The organism is Cupriavidus sp. BIC8F, assembly GCF_032465815.1.
Lineage (GTDB): Bacteria > Pseudomonadota > Gammaproteobacteria > Burkholderiales > Burkholderiaceae > Cupriavidus > Cupriavidus necator.
In genome coordinates this window covers 1,007,727-1,026,443 of sequence record NZ_CP136095.1, presented here as the reverse complement: position 1 = coordinate 1,026,443, position 18,717 = coordinate 1,007,727, and the positions used below count along the sequence as shown (strand labels likewise).

General features: G+C 65.5%; 19 protein-coding genes. 10 read left to right on the top strand and 9 right to left on the bottom strand.

Annotated elements, in window-relative coordinates; translation table 11 throughout:
• The first annotated feature begins 6 nt into the window (after positions 1-6).
• Both RS901_RS24840 and RS901_RS24835 read left to right on the top strand, forming a co-directional pair.
• Positions 7-1,554, top strand: coding sequence for a 3,4-dehydroadipyl-CoA semialdehyde dehydrogenase (locus RS901_RS24840; RefSeq protein WP_316156797.1), 1,548 nt, complete (start codon positions 7-9; stop codon positions 1,552-1,554).
• Positions 1,555-1,637: 83 nt separating this feature from the next.
• A complete protein-coding gene (locus RS901_RS24835; protein WP_316156795.1) occupies positions 1,638-3,242 on the top strand; it encodes a benzoate-CoA ligase family protein in 1,605 nt (534 codons plus the stop codon).
• A gap of 165 nt (positions 3,243-3,407) precedes the next feature.
• Here RS901_RS24835 and RS901_RS24830 read toward each other — a convergent pair whose 3' ends face one another.
• Entirely contained in the window at positions 3,408-4,694 is a 1,287-nt protein-coding gene (locus RS901_RS24830; RefSeq protein WP_316150576.1) for an IS701 family transposase, read from the bottom strand.
• Between the two features lie 179 nt (positions 4,695-4,873).
• Here RS901_RS24830 and RS901_RS24825 point away from each other — a divergent pair, with 179 nt between their 5' ends.
• Complete coding sequence (locus tag RS901_RS24825; RefSeq protein WP_316156794.1) at positions 4,874-6,232, top strand: MFS transporter; 1,359 nt, start codon at positions 4,874-4,876, stop codon at positions 6,230-6,232.
• A gap of 83 nt (positions 6,233-6,315) precedes the next feature.
• Here the strand turns inward: RS901_RS24825 and ycaC are convergent, their stop codons facing one another.
• A complete protein-coding gene (gene ycaC / locus RS901_RS24820) occupies positions 6,316-6,942 on the bottom strand; it encodes an isochorismate family cysteine hydrolase YcaC (RefSeq protein ID WP_316156793.1) in 627 nt (208 codons plus the stop codon).
• Positions 6,943-7,029: 87 nt separating this feature from the next.
• Positions 7,030-7,707: an isochorismatase family protein gene (locus RS901_RS24815; RefSeq protein ID WP_316156792.1), complete on the bottom strand. Its 678-nt coding sequence runs from the start codon at positions 7,705-7,707 to the stop codon at positions 7,030-7,032.
• Positions 7,708-7,856: 149 nt separating this feature from the next.
• On the opposite strand from RS901_RS24815, the gene RS901_RS24810 reads away from it, so the two are divergent.
• From RS901_RS24810 to RS901_RS24795, 4 genes are all read left to right on the top strand, one after another.
• On the top strand, positions 7,857-8,765 hold the full coding sequence (locus tag RS901_RS24810; RefSeq protein WP_316156791.1) for a LysR family transcriptional regulator: 909 nt from the start codon (positions 7,857-7,859) through the stop codon (positions 8,763-8,765).
• 425 nt (positions 8,766-9,190) lie between these two features.
• On the top strand, positions 9,191-9,415 hold the full coding sequence (locus RS901_RS24805) for a hypothetical protein (RefSeq protein WP_013953524.1): 225 nt from the start codon (positions 9,191-9,193) through the stop codon (positions 9,413-9,415).
• A gap of 98 nt (positions 9,416-9,513) precedes the next feature.
• The gene (infA, locus tag RS901_RS24800) at positions 9,514-9,735 is read left to right on the top strand and encodes a translation initiation factor IF-1 (protein WP_008646230.1); all 222 of its coding nucleotides are present in this window, start codon (positions 9,514-9,516) and stop codon (positions 9,733-9,735) included.
• A gap of 85 nt (positions 9,736-9,820) precedes the next feature.
• Entirely contained in the window at positions 9,821-10,075 is a 255-nt protein-coding gene (locus RS901_RS24795; RefSeq protein WP_013953525.1) for a hypothetical protein, read from the top strand.
• 29 nt (positions 10,076-10,104) lie between these two features.
• On the opposite strand, the gene RS901_RS24790 is transcribed toward RS901_RS24795, so the two are convergent.
• The 4 genes from RS901_RS24790 to RS901_RS24775 form a co-directional block, all read right to left on the bottom strand.
• Positions 10,105-10,479: a hypothetical protein gene (locus tag RS901_RS24790; protein ID WP_316156790.1), complete on the bottom strand. Its 375-nt coding sequence runs from the start codon at positions 10,477-10,479 to the stop codon at positions 10,105-10,107.
• A gap of 94 nt (positions 10,480-10,573) precedes the next feature.
• Positions 10,574-10,900, bottom strand: a complete 327-nt coding sequence (locus tag RS901_RS24785; protein WP_035824861.1) for a hypothetical protein — start codon at positions 10,898-10,900, stop codon at positions 10,574-10,576.
• 142 nt (positions 10,901-11,042) lie between these two features.
• Entirely contained in the window at positions 11,043-11,345 is a 303-nt protein-coding gene (locus RS901_RS24780; protein WP_316156789.1) for a hypothetical protein, read from the bottom strand.
• Positions 11,346-11,523: 178 nt separating this feature from the next.
• Positions 11,524-11,727 carry a cold-shock protein gene (locus RS901_RS24775; protein ID WP_020202065.1) on the bottom strand — a complete coding sequence of 68 codons (204 nt, stop codon included), beginning with the start codon at positions 11,725-11,727 and terminating at the stop codon, positions 11,524-11,526.
• 324 nt (positions 11,728-12,051) lie between these two features.
• On the opposite strand from RS901_RS24775, the gene RS901_RS24770 reads away from it, so the two are divergent.
• Positions 12,052-12,279, top strand: coding sequence for a hypothetical protein (locus RS901_RS24770; RefSeq protein WP_010812829.1), 228 nt, complete (start codon positions 12,052-12,054; stop codon positions 12,277-12,279).
• Positions 12,280-12,361: 82 nt separating this feature from the next.
• Here the strand turns inward: RS901_RS24770 and RS901_RS24765 are convergent, their stop codons facing one another.
• The gene (locus RS901_RS24765) at positions 12,362-14,599 is read right to left on the bottom strand and encodes an NADP-dependent isocitrate dehydrogenase (protein WP_316156786.1); all 2,238 of its coding nucleotides are present in this window, start codon (positions 14,597-14,599) and stop codon (positions 12,362-12,364) included.
• Positions 14,600-14,938: 339 nt separating this feature from the next.
• Here RS901_RS24765 and RS901_RS24760 point away from each other — a divergent pair, with 339 nt between their 5' ends.
• Entirely contained in the window at positions 14,939-16,300 is a 1,362-nt protein-coding gene (locus RS901_RS24760; protein ID WP_316156785.1) for an esterase-like activity of phytase family protein, read from the top strand.
• Between the two features lie 162 nt (positions 16,301-16,462).
• Here the strand turns inward: RS901_RS24760 and RS901_RS24755 are convergent, their stop codons facing one another.
• The gene (locus RS901_RS24755; RefSeq protein ID WP_316156784.1) at positions 16,463-18,004 is read right to left on the bottom strand and encodes a methyl-accepting chemotaxis protein; all 1,542 of its coding nucleotides are present in this window, start codon (positions 18,002-18,004) and stop codon (positions 16,463-16,465) included.
• A gap of 281 nt (positions 18,005-18,285) precedes the next feature.
• Here RS901_RS24755 and RS901_RS24750 point away from each other — a divergent pair, with 281 nt between their 5' ends.
• A complete protein-coding gene (locus RS901_RS24750; RefSeq protein ID WP_316156783.1) occupies positions 18,286-18,714 on the top strand; it encodes a TIGR01841 family phasin in 429 nt (142 codons plus the stop codon).
• Positions 18,715-18,717 lie beyond the last annotated feature (3 nt).

The following is an 18,717-nucleotide window of genomic DNA, read 5'->3' as shown; positions in this document are numbered from 1 at the left end:
TCCCCGATGACTGAATTGCTTTCCAACTACCTCGGCGGCAAGTGGCAGGCCGGCAGCGGTGCCGGCACGCCCTTGTTCGATCCGGTGCTGGGCGACGAACTGGTGCGCGTGGACGCCACCGGGCTGGACCTGGCGGCCGGCTTCGCCTTTGCCCGCGAACAGGGCGGCGCTGCCCTGCGCGCGCTGACCTATCGCCAGCGCGCCGCGTTGCTGGCCGACATCGTCAAGCTGCTGCAGGCCAATCGCGATGCCTATTACGACATCGCCACGGCCAACAGCGGCACCGTCAGGAACGACTCCGCGGTCGACATCGATGGCGGCATCTTCACGCTGGGCACTCATGCAAAGCTGGGCGATACGCTCGGCGACCGGCACTACCTGCTGGATGGCGAGGCCGCGCGGCTGGGCAAGGACCCGTTGTTCCAGTCCCGGCACGTGCTGGTGCCCACGCGCGGCGTGGCGCTGTTCATCAATGCCTTCAACTTCCCGGGCTGGGGACTGTGGGAGAAGGCGGCGCCGGCATTGCTGGCCGGCGTGCCGGTGATCGTCAAACCCGCTACCGCCACCGCCTGGCTGACCCAGCGCATGGTGCGCGACGTGGTCGAGGCCGGGGTGCTGCCGGCCGGCGCGTTGTCGGTGGTGTGCGGCAGCTCGGCCGGGCTGCTGGACCAGTTGCAGCCCTTTGATGTGGTGTCGTTCACTGGTTCGGCCGATACGGCCGCGGTGATCCGCTCGCACCCGGCGATCGCGCAGCGCTCGGTGCGTGTGAATATCGAGGCGGACAGCATCAATTCCGCGGTGCTGTTGCCGAGCGATGGTCCCGACAGCGCCGCTTTTGACCTGCTGGTCAAGGAAGTGGTGCGAGAGATGACGGTCAAGTCAGGCCAGAAATGCACCGCGATCCGGCGCGTGTTCGTGCCCGAGGCGCTGTTCGGGCAAGCTGCCGAGGCCATCGGTGCGCGCCTGTCCAAGGTGACCGTTGGCAACCCGCGCAACGATACGGTGCGCATGGGCGCGCTGGTCAGCCGCGCACAGTTCAACGCCGTACAGGAAGGCCTGGCAAACCTGCGTAAGCATGCACAGGTGCTGCACGACGGCACGCAGCAGCCGCTGGTCGATGCCGATCCCGCCGTGGCCTGCTGCATCGGCCCGGCCTTGCTCGGCGTCAACGATGCGGACGCCGCCGCCGCGGTGCATGACACCGAAGTCTTCGGCCCCGTAGCCACCCTGCTGCCCTACCGCGATACCGGCCATGCGCTCGCGCTGGTGCGCCGCGGCCAGGGCTCGCTGGTGGCATCGCTCTATGGCAACGACGCCGCCGCGCTGGGCGCCGCCGCGGTGGAGCTGGCCGACAGCCACGGCCGCGTGCATGTGATCTCGCCCGACGTCGCGCAACTGCACACCGGCCACGGCAACGTGATGCCGCAGTCGCTGCACGGCGGCCCCGGCCGCGCCGGCGGCGGTGAAGAACTGGGCGGCCTGCGCGCGCTGAACTTCTACCACCGTCGCAGCGCCATCCAGGCCAGCACCGCGGTGCTCGACACCCTCGCCTGACAGTCAGCCATCCGGCTTTACCGCGCCGCCACGTCCGCGTGGCGGCACGCAGCACACCGTACACCAGAAACGGGGAGACACGCATGACCGCCATCACCGCAGACGTCCCGGTCCAGCCGCCGGGCACGTCCTTCAACTTTGCGGCGCACCTGCTCGGCTGCAACGCGGCGCGCGCCGGCAAGACCGCCTATATCGACGACGACGGCCAGCTTACCTATGGCGAACTGGCGCAGCAGGTGCGCCGCCTGGCCGCCGCGCTGCTTGATGCCGGCATCCGCCGCGAGGAGCGCGTGCTGCTGCTGATGCACGACTGCACCGACTGGCCGGTGTGCTTCCTGGGCGCGATGTATGCCGGCATCGTGCCGGTTGCCGTCAATACGCTGCTGACCGCCGACGACTACGTCTACATGCTGCAGCACAGCCGCGCGCAGGCGGTACTGGTCTCGGCCGCGCTGCTGCCGCTGCTGCAGGAAGCGCTGGCGCGGCCCGGGCATGAAGTCGGCAAGGTGTTCGTGTCGCGGGCGCGCGGGCCGCTGCCGGACGGCATGGTGGCGCTCGATACCGTGCTCGCCACGCAAACGCCGTTGTCCGCGCCTGCCGCGACCAGTCCCGACGATCCCGGCTTCTGGCTCTATTCGTCCGGCTCGACCGGGCAGCCCAAGGGCGTGGTGCACAGCCACGGCAATCCGTACTGGACGGCCGGCCTGTATGCGGGCCCCGTGCTTGGCCTGCAGGAACAGGACATCTGTTTTTCCGCGGCCAAGCTCTATTTCGCCTACGGGCTCGGCAACGGCCTCAGCTTCCCGCTCAGCGTGGGCGCGACGGTGGTGCTGATGGCCGAGCGGCCCACGCCCGAAGCCACCTTCCGCCGCTGGCGCGAACAAAAGCCGACTGTATTCTTCGGCGCGCCCACGGGCTATGCCGGCATGCTCGCTTCGCCGGCGCTGCCCGCGCGCGACGAGGTGGCGCTGCGGCTGTGCTCGTCCGCCGGCGAGGCGTTGCCCGCCGACATCGGCCAGCGCTTCACCGCGCATTTCGGCTGCGAGATCATCGACGGCATCGGCTCCACCGAGATGCTGCATATCTTCCTGTCGAACCGGCCCGGCCAGGTGCGCTACGGCACCACTGGCTGGCCGGTGCCGGGCTACACCATCGAGCTGCGCGACGAGGAAGGCCGCCCGGTGCCCGACGGCGAAATCGGCGACCTCTATATCCAGGGCCCCAGCGCCGCGATGATGTACTGGGCCAACCGCGAGAAATCTCGCGAGACTTTCCGCGGCGGCTGGACCAAGAGCGGCGACAAGTACGTGCGCAACCCCGATGGCACCTACAGCTACGCCGGGCGCAGCGACGACATGCTCAAGGTCAGCGGCATCTACGTATCGCCGTTCGAGGTCGAGGCCACGCTGGTGCAGCACCCGGCCGTGCTGGAAGCCGCGGTGATCGGCGTGCCGGACCAAGAAGGGCTGGTCAAGACCAAGGCCTTCGTGGTGCTGAAGGCGGGCGCGCAGCTTGGCGACGGCGAGCTGAAGGCCTTCGTCAAGGAGCGGCTGGCCGCCTACAAATACCCGCGTGCGATCGAGTTTGTCGAGGCACTGCCCAAGACCGCCACGGGCAAGATCCAGCGTTTCGTATTGCGCGAGCGCGAACTGAAGGCCGCCGAAGAGCGCGCCGCCGCGGTGGCATGACCGGCAACGCCGGCTGCCCCGCCATACCACCATACCGGAGACAAACCATGCCTCAACATTAGACATGCGAACGGCCGCCTCGCCGGCTGCGATGGTGGTCGTTAACGACGCGATTTGGCAATGGAAACAGCAATGAGACGCCGTCAGAAGCGCGCGCGGGCAGTCCTACGAGGTCGGTCGCGTGTCGTTGCGTGGCGTCGGCCACTGGAATTTCTGGGACTTGCGGTTCAGGCCATCGCGAAACGCAAGTCCAGTAAATTCCATGCGCAGCCACTGCATGACCAGGCCGGCTGTGACGGGCTGATTCACGCGCCATGGTGCGACCGAGTCCATCGGGAAGGTCTCGGCAAGCACCAGACTCAGCAGTTGGTTCAAAGTCCAGGCCATCGAGCGAATTTGCATCCACAACTCCAGCACGGTGCGCGTTTGCTGCCAGAGATTGCTCACGCCGAACCAGCGCTTGAGATTGTGGAACAGCGGTTCTATGCCCCAGCGGCGCGCGTACAACTGCACGACCTCCTCGGCGCTCAAGTCCGTTTCGGTCGCGAGCAGCAGACGGGGCTTGGTCCAGACCTGTTTCTTCGCATCGAAGAACTGGCACCAGACGGCACGCACCAACGCGCCCTTGAGGAAGCGAGCGCGGGCCTCGGCAGAGCGCAGGCGAACCTGCTGGTCTTTGCCATAGAGCGGCATGCGCAGTTCGATCGCGGGCAGTGCTTCGATGGCCTCGGCATTCAGGCGCTCGCCATAGATGCGCTTGCGACCACGTCTGGGTGTAGTTGGCGGTGGCGGGACGAGAAACAGTGCGGTGTCGATGCGCGCCTGTCCAATCACATGCATTTGTCTGCGCAGCAAAGGCAATACCAGGCGGGCGCGCATGAACCACGAATCGAACAGTACGCGCACCGGCTTGTTGGCCACCCCTGCCAGAGAGCGGACCAGCACCAGCGCAATCTTCAGCTTGTTGCGGTTGCCGGCGTTTGGCACCAGCCGCGAGAGAATTGGCAGCACCAGATTTCCCCCTCCGTTGCCCAGCGCGCTCACGCCCAGTGTGACCCAGCACTGGGCCCGCATGAATTGCGGCCGATTGATCTTTCGGCTGTGGTCGTGGCGATACGCGCAACCGGGCGCCTGCTCCGAGGAGCGCGGCACCAGCGTATCGTCGATGACCAATGTCAGCACATCGCATGGCAGCACTGTGAGCACCAGCAAGAACAATCGGCGGGCCAAACGCACGGTGCGCAAGCTGCCGCGCTCGAGAAGCTTGTAGTAGGTCGTCCAGTGCCTGCGTCGCGCGATGGCGCTGATAGCGCGCGTCACCCAGCCTTCTGGCGAAACCATACAGCCGCACAGCAGTTCGATAAAGCTCGCGCGAGAGCGAATCGGCACGGCCAGAAGCAGGAGGTTGATCCATTCGGACAGACACAGTCGTACACGGTTGGACAAAGACATGGGCAATCGCAAGAGGACCGAAAACGATCCTCATTGGCCGCCGCGCTGCTTGCGCTAAAACCCGCGCAAGCAGCGCGGCGGCCACACGATCATTGCCCCATGTCAAGCATTTTTCGATTTCTTGAATCCGTTTCCAACCCGCTCGTTGAGCGGGCCTGAATGTCTAAAGTTGAGAAACCATGCGTCAGATCGATGTCCACAAGTTGGCCGACGAGGCCCGCTTCAACCGCTTCCATGCGCTTATCCTGTTCTGGTGCGCGATCATCATCATCTTCGACGGCTATGACCTGGCCGTCGCCGGTATCGCGCTGCCATCGATCATGAAGGGGATGGGCGTGACCGCCACCAGCGCGGGCTTCATGGTCAGCTCGGCGCTGTTCGGCATGATGTTCGGCGCAATCTTCCTTGGCACCGTGGCCGACCGCATCGGCCGCAGGCGCGCCATCGCCATCTGCATTGCGCTGTTCAGCATCTTCACCGCGGCGGCTGGCTTTACCAGCGACCCGGTAACGTTCAGCATCACGCGCTTTCTCGCAGGCCTGGGCATCGGCGGCGTGATGCCAAACGTGGTGGCGCAGATGACCGAGTACTCGCCACGCAAGCTGCGCGGCACGCTGGTGACGCTGATGTTCAGCGGCTATTCGGTCGGCGGCATGCTGGCCGCGCTGCTGGGCAAGGGACTGATCGAAAGCTATGGCTGGCAGTCGGTTTTCCTCGCCGCCGGCCTGCCGGTGCTGCTGGTCCCGCTGGTGCTGCGCTCGCTGCCGGAGTCGATGCCCTACCTGCTCCGCACCGGCCAGACCGACGCTCTGCAATCCGTGGTATCGCGCCTGGTGCCGTCGCATCGCGCGCGAGCCGGCGACGTCTTCACGCTGGCTGCGGACGACAAGGCCGGCAGCGCGCCGATCCGCCGCCTGTTCCAGGACGGCCGCGGCTTCAGCACGGTGATGTTCTGGGTGGCGTTCTTCATGTGCCTGTTCATGGTGTACGCGCTCAGCTCGTGGCTGACCAAGCTGATGGCCGGCGCGGGCTACAGCCTGGGCTCGGCGCTGACTTTCGTGCTGGTGCTGAACTTCGGCGCCATGCTCGGCGCGATCGGTGGCGGCTGGCTGGCCGACCGGCTGCCGATCAAGTACGTGCTGATCGCTATGTACTCGCTGGCCGCGGTGTCGATCACGCTGCTGGGCTACCCCATGCCCAGCGCAGCGCTGTTCGTCGTGGTGGGCCTGGCAGGTGCTTCCACCATCGGCACGCAGATCGTCACCTATGCCTATGCGGGCCAGTTCTATCCGATGGCGGTGCGCGGCACCGGCATCGGCTGGGCTTCAGGCGTGGGACGCAGCGGCGCCATCCTGGCACCGATCGTGATCGGCGTGCTGGTGGGGATGTCGTTGCCGCTGCAGCAGAACTTCCTGGCGATGGCGATCCCGGCGGTGATTGCGGTGGGGGCGGTGTCGATGATCAACCACCGGCGCTCGGCGTCGGCGCAGGCGGAAGTCGCTGCGCCGCCGGTGCGAGGGGCTGTGAAGGAAGCCTGAGAAACCTTGCTTGCCACCTGGGTGCTCCCCTCTCCCGCATGCGGGAGAGGGGAGCAAACCGGCGGCTCGCTGAAGGGCGTTGCTTACTTGCTGCCCTTCACCGTGGTGTACGCCGTAATCAAATTCCGATAGTCCGGAATATGGTTCGAGAACAGCGTGCCCAGACCCTCGATGTCGTTGCGCCAGTCGCGATGCAGTTCGCAAGCCACGCCGAACCACGTCATCAGCTGCGCGCCAGCGTCAGACATCCGTTGCCAGGCCGAATCGCGCGTGATTTCGTTGAAGGTGCCCGAGGCATCGGTCACGACAAAGACTTCGAAACCCTCTTCGATCGCCGACAACGCCGGGAAAGCCACGCACACCTCGGTGACCACGCCGGCGATCAGCAGCTGCTTCTTGCCGGTGGCACGCACCGCGGCCACGAAGTCCTCGTTATCCCAGGCGTTGATCTGGCCCGGGCGCGGAATGAACGGTGCGTCCGGGAACATGGCCTTGAGCTCGGGCACCATCGGTCCGTTGGGGCCATCCTCGAAGCTGGTGGTCAGGACGGTCGGCAGCTTGAAGTACTTGGCCAGGTCGGCCAGTGCCAGCACGTTGTTCTTGAACTTGTCGGGCTCGATATCCCGCACCAGTGACAGCAGGCCTGCCTGGTGATCGACCATCAGGACGGCGGCCTGGCTCTTGTCCAGGCGCTTGTAGGGCTTGCTCATGACGTTCTCCTGTGAACAGAAGGTGCGGACCCGCGGCCATCGCCGCGGGTCCGCATCCGGGGTGTGCAGGCCATTGCCGGCCTGGCGTCAGCGCTGGGAGTCCAGCACCTCGTGTTTCTTCTCCACGTCCTGCGCCTTGAGATAGCTTTCGATCAGCAGGCGGTACGCCGGGAAGATCTGCGTGTAGACCTCGGCCCATTGCTGCGCGTCGGGGCGGTTCCAGCTCTGCTGCAGCTCGGAGGCCACGGCGGCGGTATCCATCGGCACCACGCCGGCCTGGACGATGCGTGCCAGGGTAATTTCCTGCGCCATCTTGGAATACGTGCCCGAGGCATCCACCACCGCGAACACCTTGTAGCCGTCGGCCACCGCGCTGATCGACGGGAATGCCATGCACACGCTGGTGATGGTGCCGGCGATGATCAGCGTCTTCTTGCCCGTCTCACGCACCGCGGCGACAAAGTCGGGGTTGTCCCAGGCGTTGATCTCGCCCTTGCGCGCGACGTATTTGGCATGGGGGGCGTTTTCGTGGATTTCCGGAATCAACGGGCCGTTCGGGCCTTGCGGCACGGATGCCGTGGTGATCACCGGCAGCTTGCACAGCGTCGCCATCTTGGCCAGCGCGGCCGCACGGGCGCGCAGCTCAGGCATCGGCATGTCGCCAACGGTCTGGAACAGGCCGCTCTGGTGGTCGATCAGCAGCATGGCCGTATCGGCGGGATCCAGTACCGGACGCTTGCCGTTGAAATTCGCGGGTGTGGTCATTTGGCTTTCTCCTATGCGGTTGGCGGAACCGGCGACTCGGCAATCCCAAGCCGACCGTGTGGGCAAAGCATAGGTCTTGGCAGATCGCACCGGTAGGATGGAAAATCTGCCCTCAGCGTCCTACTGACAGGACGACAGGAGCCGCCTGCTTGCATCCCGACCTCAATGACCTGTATTACTTCGCGCAGGTAGTCGACCACCAGGGCTTTGCACCCGCCGGGCGCGTGCTCGGCATACCCAAGTCCAAGCTGAGCCGGCGCGTTGCCATGCTGGAAGAACGCCTGGGCGTGCGCCTGATCCAGCGCTCGACGCGGCGCTTCTCAGTGACAGAACTGGGACAGACGTATTACGCCCACTGCAAGGCCATGCTGGTGGAGGCCGAAGCGGCCGAGAGCGCGATCGAGCAGACCCGCGCCGAACCCAGCGGCCTGGTGCGCATGAGCTGCCCGGTGGCGCTGCTGCACGCGCGCGTGGGCGACATGATTGCGGATTTCATGGCGGCGAACCCCAAGGTCATCGTGCACCTGGAAGCCACCAACCGGCGCGTGGACGTGGTGGCGGAGGGGATCGACCTGGCCATCCGCGTGCGCGTGCCGCCACTGGAAGACAGCGACCTGGTGATGCGCGTGCTGGCCGAGCGCGCCTGGTGCTTCGTGGCCAGCCCGGCGCTGCTGGCCGGCCATGGGCCACTGCTGGCGCCCGCGGACCTCAACGCGCTGCCAACGCTGGACCTGGGCCCGCCGCGCCCCTCGCACACCTGGTCGCTGTACGGCCCCGATGGCGCCAGCGCCGACCTGCACCACAAGCCCCGGCTGGTCACCGACGACATGATCATGCTGCGCACCGCGGCCGTGGCCGGTGCCGGCATCGTGCAGCTGCCGGTCATGATGATGACCGACGAGCTGCGCGATGGCCGGCTGGTGAAGGTCCTGCCGGACTGGTCGGTCAGGGGCGGCGTGATCCACGCCGTGTTCCCGTCACGGCGCGGGTTGCTGCCTTCGGTGCGTGAACTGATCGACTTCCTGTCGCTGCGCTTCGCGCAGATCAGCGAACGCTGAGCACCACAAGGCGGCCGCACCAGGGGCACTGCCCGTCACGCGGGCAGGTTTGGCCCGGAAGTGGTATCATTCGACGTTCTATGCACGGATCGGCAACGCCCTACATCCGTGCGCCAGCCGCAAGACAATCTCACAAAAGCATTCAGCGGCGGCATATCGGGCGTACACCCGATGCGTCTTTGGGCCGAACGGCCCACCACCCTTATCCGACCGGCGGCATGTCCGCTCCGCAACGATCGCCCCTGTACCCGGCGCATCGGCTTGCGCAGGCATGGTCCACTTCACGCCAGATTCAACGCCCGTGCTGCCGCGCGGGCCCGACGCTGGCACACAGCAACGGCGAACGGCCGCCACCGCGCGACGCTCAGCATCGGCAACCCGATGCACCGCGCCACCTGCGGCCGCGCCCATGAACAGGCATCACATTGAATCGAATCAACCCTACCCCTTACACCGTTTCCGTCTATCCCATCCAGCAGGAACCCGGCCTCTGGTTCGCGACCTACATGATCGCGGAATACCGCAATGGCGCCGAACGCATCGTCGCCAACGTGGCAATGCGCCACGACACGCACCGCTCTGAGGCCCGCGCCAGGCAGTCAGCGCGCCGTGCCGGCGAACGCGCCGCAGCACGCCTGCGCCAGCAGTAAGCCAGGCATCGCAAGCCCCATCCCATCGGCCAGTTGGTGTCCAGTTGGCCGTCACAACAGCTCGCGCACAAGCGGCGCGGCTACAGCAAGGAGCCTCCTTGGCAAAAGAAGAACTGGTCGAATTTGGCGGCAAGGTGTCGGAAGTCCTGCCCGACAACCGCTTCCGCGTGATCCTGGAAAACGGCTTCGAAGTCTGGGCGTATTCGTCCGGGCGGCTGAAGAAGAACCGCATCCGCGTGCTGGCGGGCGACCGCGTCACGCTGGAGATGTCGCCCTACGACCTCACCAAGGGACGCATCAACTACCGGCACAAGTCGTAGGCCAGCGTCCCCTCGCCATGGCATGCGCCGCGCCGGCGCGTGCCGTCCCGCTAACGATTCATCCCTCAATCAAGGAGAACCGATCATGTCCGTCATCGAAGAATGGGAAGCCGTGCACCTGACGCCCGAAGGCTGGCAGGCAGGCAGTTACCGGCATGCACCGTGGCAGGCGGTTGAAGTCGCACCGCCCGCGTCCGGCGTGCTGACCGTCAGGCGCCACGTGACGGCGACCTATTGCGGGCCGTCGCGCGCGGTGGAAGACCGTACTCCCGAGATCGCCGACATGGCGCTGATCGAGGCGCTGCTGGAGCGCCACGGCGACCCGGTATTCCAGATCTGACTGACCTGGCCTGACGATTGCGTGCGGCCTCAGCCAAGCACGCGCACATGCGGCCGGGCCGTCCTGAGCCCCGCGCCGACCGGCCTCAGCTCGCCGTCCCATGGCGAGGCGTCGAGGTCCAGCACCGCATCGCCCTCGCGCGCCTTGTCGTGCAGCTGGTCGCGCACCACCTGGCCGATGGCCAGGCGGCACAGCGCCTCGCCGCTGGCGGCAAGCTGACCCTGCAGGGCCCCCTGCTCGGCCAGCACGCCGAACGACCGCCGCCCCACACCCACGAAGCTGGTGAACAGCACCCCGGTGGGACACTCCGCATCGATAAAGCAGACTGCAACGTGATAGGTGATGCCTTTGCCCTCACCGGGCAACGTGCACAGAAAACCAGATGATCCCGAACGCATGTCCATGAACGGACTCCTTGCAGTCTGACGGATAGCGCCGCGCCTGTTTCCCCGCTCCGCAACTGGCCTGTGACCAGGCCGCTGCGGAACCGGATAATACCTAGATCGACGTCACGGATTCGCCGGCGACCAGGCCATTGATGATGTCTTCGCCGAACTGCAGCGCACCGCGGCGCGCCGAGCCGATGTTCTCCCAGCGCGACTCGCTCATGGGGTACACGCGCGCATGGTCGCTGCCAGGGCGATAGCCCTCGCGGCAAATCACGATCGACGCGAGGAAGCTGTTGTCGGGCTTGATGCGCGGCCAGGCCTGCTCAGGCCGATGGCGATAAACCAGGGGATACAGATCGAAACCCTTGTAGCTGGCAAAGGGCGTACTGCCGGGAACAGTGTTGCCGGGACTGCGGCTGGGACTGCTGTCGCTCACGACATCTCCATGCGGCACCGTGCCGCGCTGATGGGAAGGATTGCAGAACTCATGTGGATCACGCGCACGGCATGAGCCATGGCCCTGCGCGGGCGTCAGTGGTACAGAATGCACCACGGCGCCAGGGCCCGTCGTCGGACCTTCAGGAAGCCATCGGCGCGCCGGCCGTTGCTACCGATACCCCCGGCACCGCGCCATTGATGATGGCCTCGGCATAGCGCAACGCACCGCGCCGCGCGCCGCCGACGTTATCCCACGGTGCGGCGTCCAGGCGAAACGTGCGCGCCTGCACGCCTTCGGGCGACTCGCCTTCCAGGCAGATCACCACGGCAGCATCAAAGGAACGGTCGGGCCGCGGCTCGGGCCATATGCGCTCGGCGGCGTGCTTGTACACGAGGGGATAGAGGTCGTATCCCTTGTAAGTTGCAGCCGGATAGATATCCATGGCAGCCTCCGCCGTTTGGTGATCCTGCCCCCACTCTACGCTTGTTGCCGCGCCAGCAGTGGCTTTATTTCACCGTTGCGGGGTATTGCGGCAACGGAAATAAAAAAGCTCCGCGTTGGCGGAGCTTTTTTCATTGGACTGGCGCCTCGGCGCTCAGCTCAACTCAGGTCGGTGCGATTCAGATCGGCTCGATCTTGGTCGCGGCCGGGCCCTTTTGGCCGACGCCAGCGACGTAACGCACCTTCTGGCCTTCTTGCAGCGACTTGAAGCCGCTGCCCTGGATTTCGGAGAAGTGCGCGAACAGGTCGTTGCCGCCTGCATCAGGCGTAATGAAGCCAAAACCCTTCGAATCGTTGAACCACTTGACGGTACCGGTTTCCATGTTGGATTCCTCAATAAGTTTTTTCTCACCGGCAAAAGCGCCGGCAAGGCATGACGATCAAGGAAGACACAAGGAGAAAAAGTGGCGCCGTGTGGGCAAGCACCTGGACTTCTAGGTTGCTGCTTGAAAGATCTTGCACCCAACCTTATACAGGCCCCACTCAGGCATGTCAATGAACTTCACCGGATCGGGCCCCAAATCACATGGAAAGTGCGGGTTCAGGGTCTCGCCGGGCGAAACCCCGTGCGCGCCGCATGTGCCGTCCACTTCCGGCCCCGAAGGCGCCGGCATGCTACAGTGGCCGATCGAACGGAACAGACACGGATGACACTCTGCACTGCCTGCCAGGCCATTGAACGCCACGTGCGCGGCGCCCCCGGGCACGCGGCACTGCGCATCACCGACACCCGACGCATCAAGCCCGCCGGTTCCGCCGCCGTCACCATCAGCAGCTTCGTCTGCCAGGACTGTGGCGCGCTCTGGACGTACCGGGACCAGAAGAGCGGCCCGGAGCAGGGGTGGGACATCCATATGGAAGCGCAGCAGCCATAACGCCTTCTGCGGCGCAAAGAAAAACCCCGGGCCAGGGCCCGGGGTTGCGATACCTGCCGGCCCGCCGAGCGGGCCATTCCGGTCAGGCCGTCACGGTCGACAGCGCGGCGTTCAGCGTCTGGCTCGGGCGCATTGCGGCGCTGAGCTTGTCGGCTTCCGGCATGTAATAGCCGCCGATATCCACCGGCTGGCCCTGCACGGCGCCCAGTTCGCCAACGATCTTCTGCTCGTTGTCGGTCAGCGTCTTGGCCAGCGGCGCGAACTTCGCGGCCAGTTCTGCGTCGTCCGACTGAGCTGCCAGTTCCTGTGCCCAGTACATCGCCAGGTAGAACTGGCTGCCGCGGTTGTCCAGCTGGCCGGTCTTGGGCGACGGGCTCTTGTTGTTGTCCAGCAGCTTGCCGGTGGCCGCGTCCAGCGTCTTCGCCAGGATCTTGGCGCGCGCATTGTTGGTCTTGATGCCGACGTCTTCCAGCGACACCGCCAGTGCCAGGAACTCGCCCAGCGAATCCCAGCGCAGGTGGTTTTCTTCCACCAGCTGCTTGACGTGCTTCGGGGCCGAACCGCCGGCGCCGGTCTCATACATGCCCCCACCCGCCATCAGCGGCACGATCGACAGCATCTTGGCGCTGGTGCCCAGTTCCATGATCGGGAACAGGTCGGTCAGGTAGTCGCGCAGGATGTTGCCGGTCACCGAGATGGTGTCCAGGCCGCGGATCACGCGTTCCAGCGTGTAGCGCATGGCGCGCACCTGCGACATGATCTGGATGTCCAGGCCCTTGGTGTCGTAATCCTTCAGGTAGGTCTCGACCTTCTTGATCAGCTCGGCCTCGTGCGGACGGTACGGGTCCAGCCAGAACACCGCCGGCATGCCCGAGTTGCGCGCGCGCGTGACGGCCAGCTTGACCCAGTCGCGGATCGGCGCGTCCTTGACCTGGCACATGCGCCAGATGTCGCCCTGCTCAACGTCCTGCGTCAGCAGCACTTCACCGGTGGCCAGGTCGACGATGTTGGCGACGCCGTCTTCGGCGATCTCGAAGGTCTTGTCGTGCGAGCCGTATTCCTCGGCCTTCTGCGCCATCAGGCCCACATTGGGCACGGTGCCCATGGTGGTCGGGTCGAAGTTGCCGTTGGTCTTGCAGAAGTTGATGATCTCCTGGTAGATGCGGGCAAAGGTGCTTTCCGGGATCACGGCCTTGGTGTCCTTCGGACGGCCGTCGGCACCCCACATCTTGCCGCCGATGCGGATCATGGCCGGCATCGAGGCATCGACGATCACGTCGTTGGGCGCGTGCAGGTTGGAGATGCCCTTGGCCGAATCCACCATGGCCAGTTCCGGGCGATGCTCGTGGCAGGCGTGCAGGTCGCGGATGATCTCTTCACGCTTGGAGCTGGGCAGCGCCTCGATCTTCTCGTACAGGTTGACCAGGCCGTTGTTGACGTTCACGCCCAGTTCATCGAACAGCGCGCCGTGCTTGGCAAAGGCTTCCTTGTAGAAGATCTTGACGGCGTGGCCGAACACGATCGGGTGCGACACCTTCATCATGGTGGCCTTGACGTGCAGCGACAGCATCACGCCGGTCTTGCGCGCGTCTTCGAACTGCTCTTCATAGAAGTCGCACAGCGCCTTCTTGCTCATGAACATGCTGTCGATGATCTCGCCATCCAGCAGCGAGACCTTGGGCTTGAGCACGATGGTCTTGCCGCTCTTGGTGACCAGTTCCATCTTGACGTCACGCGCCTTGTCCAGGGTCATGGACTTTTCGCCGTGGTAGAAGTCGCCATGCTTCATGTGCGCCACGTGCGTGCGCGAAGCCATGCTCCACTCGCCCATGCTGTGCGGGTGCTTGCGCGCGAAGTTCTTGACCGCTGCCGGTGCGCGGCGGTCGGAGTTGCCCTCGCGCAGGACCGGGTTCACGGCGCTGCCCAGGCACTTGGAGTAGCGCTTCTGGATCGCCTTTTCTTCGTCGGTCTTCGGGTCTTCCGGATAGTCCGGCACCTTGTAGCCCTTGCCCTGCAGTTCACGGATGGCGCTCACCAGCTGGTGCACCGAGGCGCTGATGTTGGGCAGCTTGATGATGTTGGTGTCCGGCAGCTGCGTCAGCTTGCCCAGCTCGGCCAGGTTGTCCGGCACGCGCTGTGCTTCAGTCAGGAACTCGGGGAATTCCCCCAGGATGCGGCCCGCCACCGAGATGTCGCTGGTGGTCACGTTGATGCCGGCCGGCCTGGTGAAGGTCTGGATGATCGGGAGGAACGCACTGGTCGCCAGCAGCGGAGCTTCGTCGGTCAGCGTGTAGATGATGGTGGGTTGCTGGTTACTCATTGCTTCTCTCAGATCCTCGAACGGGTGGTGGGACATCCGCTTGCTGGGTCACAGCCGGCGGCAAACTAGGCGAAAAATAGAATTTTGCCTCAGTTTGCTTTCAGGGGCCTGAAAACCCACTGCTTTTTGCGCGGCTATCGGCAAAAATCCGGACGCCGGTGCCGCGTTGGGCCGCCCGCGCGGCATGATCGTTCGCAGATTGCACCGGCACGGTGCCCGCATGGCGCCTACGCTGCGGTGCAACATGACCGGGGCCGTGCGCCCCGCGGATCACAGTCCTGTCAAACTTGGCGCCGACAATACAGGGTTTTGTCCTCTTCAACGCCAAGGAAAACCACAATGTCTCGTCATTTGCTGCTGGCCCAGGCGGCCATCGCACTGGGCTGCCTGGGGGCGGCGCAGGCCTGGGCGCAGGCCCCTGCTGCCTACCCCGCCACGCTGGCCGGCCACGCGGTGCTGCCGGCCCAGACCATGCTTGCCGTGCCGAAGGACGCGCCCGCTGACCTGCAGGTCAGCGGCAAGTTCACCACCCCGCAGCGCGTGGACACGCCGGGCACGGTCGAAGGCAAGTCCAATGGCCGCCCCACCGGCGTGTCGCTGCCGTTCCGGGGCCAGCCGGCACAGGGGCATTCCGGCATCAAGCGCATGGCCGACGGCAGTTTCTGGGTGCTGACCGACAACGGCGCCGGCGCCAAGGCCAACTCGCCGGACTTCATGCTGTATCTGAACCACTACAAGGTGGACTTCGGCAGCGGCCGCCTGCAGCGCCTGAAGACCATCTTCCTGCACGACCCGGACAAGAAGGTGCCGTTCCGCATCGTCCACGAGGGCACCAGGCAGCGCTACCTGACGGGGTCGGATTTCGATACGGAGAGCTTCCAGTTCGCCGGCGGCGCACTGTGGATCGGCGACGAGTTCGGCCCGTTCCTGATCAAGGCGGACATGGACGGCAAGGTGCTGGCCGTGTTCGACACCATGGTCGACGGCAAGGTGGTGCGCTCGCCCGACCATCCCGCCGTCACCGCGCCCGGCGCGCCGGACGGCAGCGTGAAGTTCCAGGTGCGGCGCTCCAAGGGTTTCGAGGGCATGGCGTCCTCACCCGATGGCAGCAAGCTGTACGCGCTGCTGGAAGGCGCGCTGTGGGACGAGGCCGCCAAGGGCTACGAGAACGAAGGCGGCAAGCCCTACCTGCGCGTGCTGGAGTTTGATGTCAGGCAGCAGGCCTGGACCGGCCGCCACTGGAAATACGTGCTGGAAGGCGCCAGCCATGCCATCGGCGACTTCAACATGATCGATGCCACCTCCGGCCTTATCATCGAGCGCGACAACGGCGAAGGCACGCCGGACAAGGCCTGCCCGGCCGGGCAGAAGCGCCCGGACTGCTTTGACGATGTGGCGAAGTTCAAGCGCGTGTACAAGGTCGAACTGAGCGATGCCAACGCCGGCGGGCCGCTGCGCAAGATCGGCTATATCGACCTGCTGCGCATTGCCGATCCGGGCAAGCTTGCGCGCAAGCCGTTGACGGATGGCGTGCTGGCGTTCCCGTTCTTCACCATCGAGAACGTCGACGTGGTCGACGCCACGCATATCGTGGTGGGCAACGACAACAACCTGCCCTTCAGCAGCAGCCGCGAGCCGAACCAGGCGGACGACAATGAGCTGGTGTTGCTGGAGGTGGGGGAGTTCTTGAAGGCGCGGTGAGCGTCTGCCGTGATGGGGGGCTCCCCTCTCCCGCTTGCGGGAGAGGGGCCGGGGGAGAGGGCAGGCATATGGCAAGCACGGTGGCGCCTCACTTCGTTGAGACGCTGCCCTCTCCCCCGCCCCTCTCCCAGAGGGAGAGGGGAGAAAACAAACAGGGTGCGCTTACGCCGCCAGCCTGAACGTCGACACCGCCTCTTTCAGCCGCTGCGCCTGCTCCTCCAGCGAGCCTGCCGCAGCAGCGGCCTCTTCCACCAGCGCCGCGTTCTGCTGCGTCACGGTATCCATTTGCGTCACCGCCTGGTTGACCTGCTCGATGCCGGCGCTCTGCTCGGCCGAGGCCGCGCTGATCTCGCCCATGATGTCGGTCACGCGCTTGACTGCGGCAACGATCTCCACCATGGTCTGGCCGGCCTGCGTCACCTGCATGGAACCCTTCTCGACGCGATCGACCGAATCGCCGATCAGCGCCTTGATCTCCTTGGCGGCGGAAGCGCTGCGCTGCGCCAGCGTGCGCACCTCGCCCGCGACCACGGCGAAGCCGCGGCCCTGCTCGCCTGCGCGCGCCGCTTCCACCGCGGCATTGAGCGCCAGGATATTGGTCTGGAAGGCAATGCCTTCAATCACGGCGATGATGTCGACCACCTTCCTCGACGCGCCGTTGATCTCTTCCATGGTCTCGGCGACCTTGCCGGCCGCGTCGCCGCCCTTCTCGGCGATGTCCGAGGCATTGACCGCCAGCGTGCTGGCCTGGCGCGCGTTGTCGGCGTTCTGGCGCACGATGCTGGTCAGCTCTTCCATGCTGGCCGCGGTCTGCTGCAGCGACGAGGCCTGTTCTTCCGTGCGCTGAGACAGGTCGGTGTTGCCGGCCGCGATCTGGCTGGTGCCGGACACGATCGACTCCGTGCCCGCGCGCACCTGGCGCACGATGCGCAGGATATTGGCGTTCATGTCCGCCAGCGCCTGCAGCAGCTGTCCGGTTTCATCGCGGCTGTCGACGTCGATGCGGCTGGTCAGGTCGCCCGACGCCACGGTGCGCGCCACCGCCACGGCGCGATGCAGTGGCCGCGTGATGCCCGCCGTCAGCCATACCGAGAACGCGATGCCGATCGCCAGCACCACCACGCCCAGCCCGATCAGGCTGTTGCGGGCGTTGACGTAGATGCCGTTGATCTCGCGCGCGGTGGCGTCGATGCTGGCGCGCTGGATGTCGAGCAGCTTCTGGATCTCGCCCAGGTAGGCGTCGCCGGCGGGAACGAACTCTTTCTCCAGCACCTGGTTGGCCTCTTCGGTCAGCCCCTCTTGCTTGAGCCTGGTGATCTTGTCGCGGCCGTTGTTGTACGGGTCGCGCACACTCAGGATCTTCTGGAATGCGGCCTTCTCCTCGGCCGAGCTGAGCATCGGCTGGAGCTTGTCGCGCAGCGCGGCGATGCCTTCGATCGACGCCTTGGTCTCGGCCGCGAAGAATGCGCCGAGCGACGGGTCGGCACTGCGCGCCACCGCTGTGGTGCGGCGCACGCTGGTGTGCATGAGGCGGTACCAGTCGCTGACCAGCCGCTCCTTGGTCAGCGGCTGCTGCATCATTGCGTGCGTGCGCTCAGCCACCTGTTGCAGGCGCATCATGCCGAATACCGTCATGAGCGCAGAAAGCAGCAATACCACCCCAAAGCCGATGCCGAGGCGGACCCCGATGCCTAGATTCTTCATGTCTTCTACCTGATTAGCACTGGTTACGGCGAAGTGCCGGTCCGCGCCTGGGACCGGCGCGGCGTTCTTCGCTCTCATCGTCCGCGGACGGGCCCGGTCGGGCCGACGCACTTGCGGGCTATGGATGCCAACGGCATGGGGGTCCGGAAACTTTAGGGTCTTCCTCGATTGACGGCCAGAAGTGCGCGGATACCGGCTATAGTGGACGGGAACCCGGCCGAAGGGCACGCACCATCCCCGCCGCCGGCCACCCTGCCAGTCCTTCCAGAAGGAGACCCAGCATGGCCACGCCTCCCAATCCCTTTGCAGACTTCACCAAGATGATGGAACAGTTCCGCCTGCCGGGCGTGGACATGAGCGCGGTAATCGAAGCGCGCCGCAAGGACATCGAGGCCCTGACCGAGGCCAACAAGCTGGCCTATGAGGGTATCCAGGCCGTAGTGCAGAAGCAGCAGGAGATCTTCGCCCAGACCATGCAGCAGTTGCAGGCGGCCGCTCAGCAGTACAGCACCGCTGGCAACCCCGCCGAGGCCATGGCCAAGCACAGTGAATTCGTGCAGCAGCAGTTGCACCAGGCATTGGAGAACATGCGCGCGCTGGCCGAAACCGCGCAGAAGGCGCAGGCCGAAGCGCTTGCGGTAATCAGCAAGCGCGCCGAGCAGAATGTGAAGGAGGCTGGCGAGTTGCTCAAGCCGAAATCCAAGGGCTAACGC

Coding starts and splice junctions, on each gene's coding strand:
- RS901_RS24840 (WP_316156797.1), top strand. CDS start 7: ATGACTGAATTGCTTTCCAACTACCTCGGCGGCAAGTGGCAGGCCGGC.
- RS901_RS24835 (WP_316156795.1), top strand. CDS start 1,638: ATGACCGCCATCACCGCAGACGTCCCGGTCCAGCCGCCGGGCACGTCC.
- RS901_RS24830 (WP_316150576.1), bottom strand. CDS start 4,694: ATGTCTTTGTCCAACCGTGTACGACTGTGTCTGTCCGAATGGATCAAC.
- RS901_RS24825 (WP_316156794.1), top strand. CDS start 4,874: ATGCGTCAGATCGATGTCCACAAGTTGGCCGACGAGGCCCGCTTCAAC.
- ycaC (WP_316156793.1), bottom strand. CDS start 6,942: ATGAGCAAGCCCTACAAGCGCCTGGACAAGAGCCAGGCCGCCGTCCTG.
- RS901_RS24815 (WP_316156792.1), bottom strand. CDS start 7,707: ATGACCACACCCGCGAATTTCAACGGCAAGCGTCCGGTACTGGATCCC.
- RS901_RS24795 (WP_013953525.1), top strand. CDS start 9,821: ATGTCCGTCATCGAAGAATGGGAAGCCGTGCACCTGACGCCCGAAGGC.
- RS901_RS24790 (WP_316156790.1), bottom strand. CDS start 10,479: ATGGACATGCGTTCGGGATCATCTGGTTTTCTGTGCACGTTGCCCGGT.
- RS901_RS24780 (WP_316156789.1), bottom strand. CDS start 11,345: ATGGATATCTATCCGGCTGCAACTTACAAGGGATACGACCTCTATCCC.
- RS901_RS24775 (WP_020202065.1), bottom strand. CDS start 11,727: ATGGAAACCGGTACCGTCAAGTGGTTCAACGATTCGAAGGGTTTTGGC.
- RS901_RS24770 (WP_010812829.1), top strand. CDS start 12,052: ATGACACTCTGCACTGCCTGCCAGGCCATTGAACGCCACGTGCGCGGC.
- RS901_RS24765 (WP_316156786.1), bottom strand. CDS start 14,599: ATGAGTAACCAGCAACCCACCATCATCTACACGCTGACCGACGAAGCT.
- RS901_RS24760 (WP_316156785.1), top strand. CDS start 14,939: ATGTCTCGTCATTTGCTGCTGGCCCAGGCGGCCATCGCACTGGGCTGC.
- RS901_RS24755 (WP_316156784.1), bottom strand. CDS start 18,004: ATGAAGAATCTAGGCATCGGGGTCCGCCTCGGCATCGGCTTTGGGGTG.
- RS901_RS24750 (WP_316156783.1), top strand. CDS start 18,286: ATGGCCACGCCTCCCAATCCCTTTGCAGACTTCACCAAGATGATGGAA.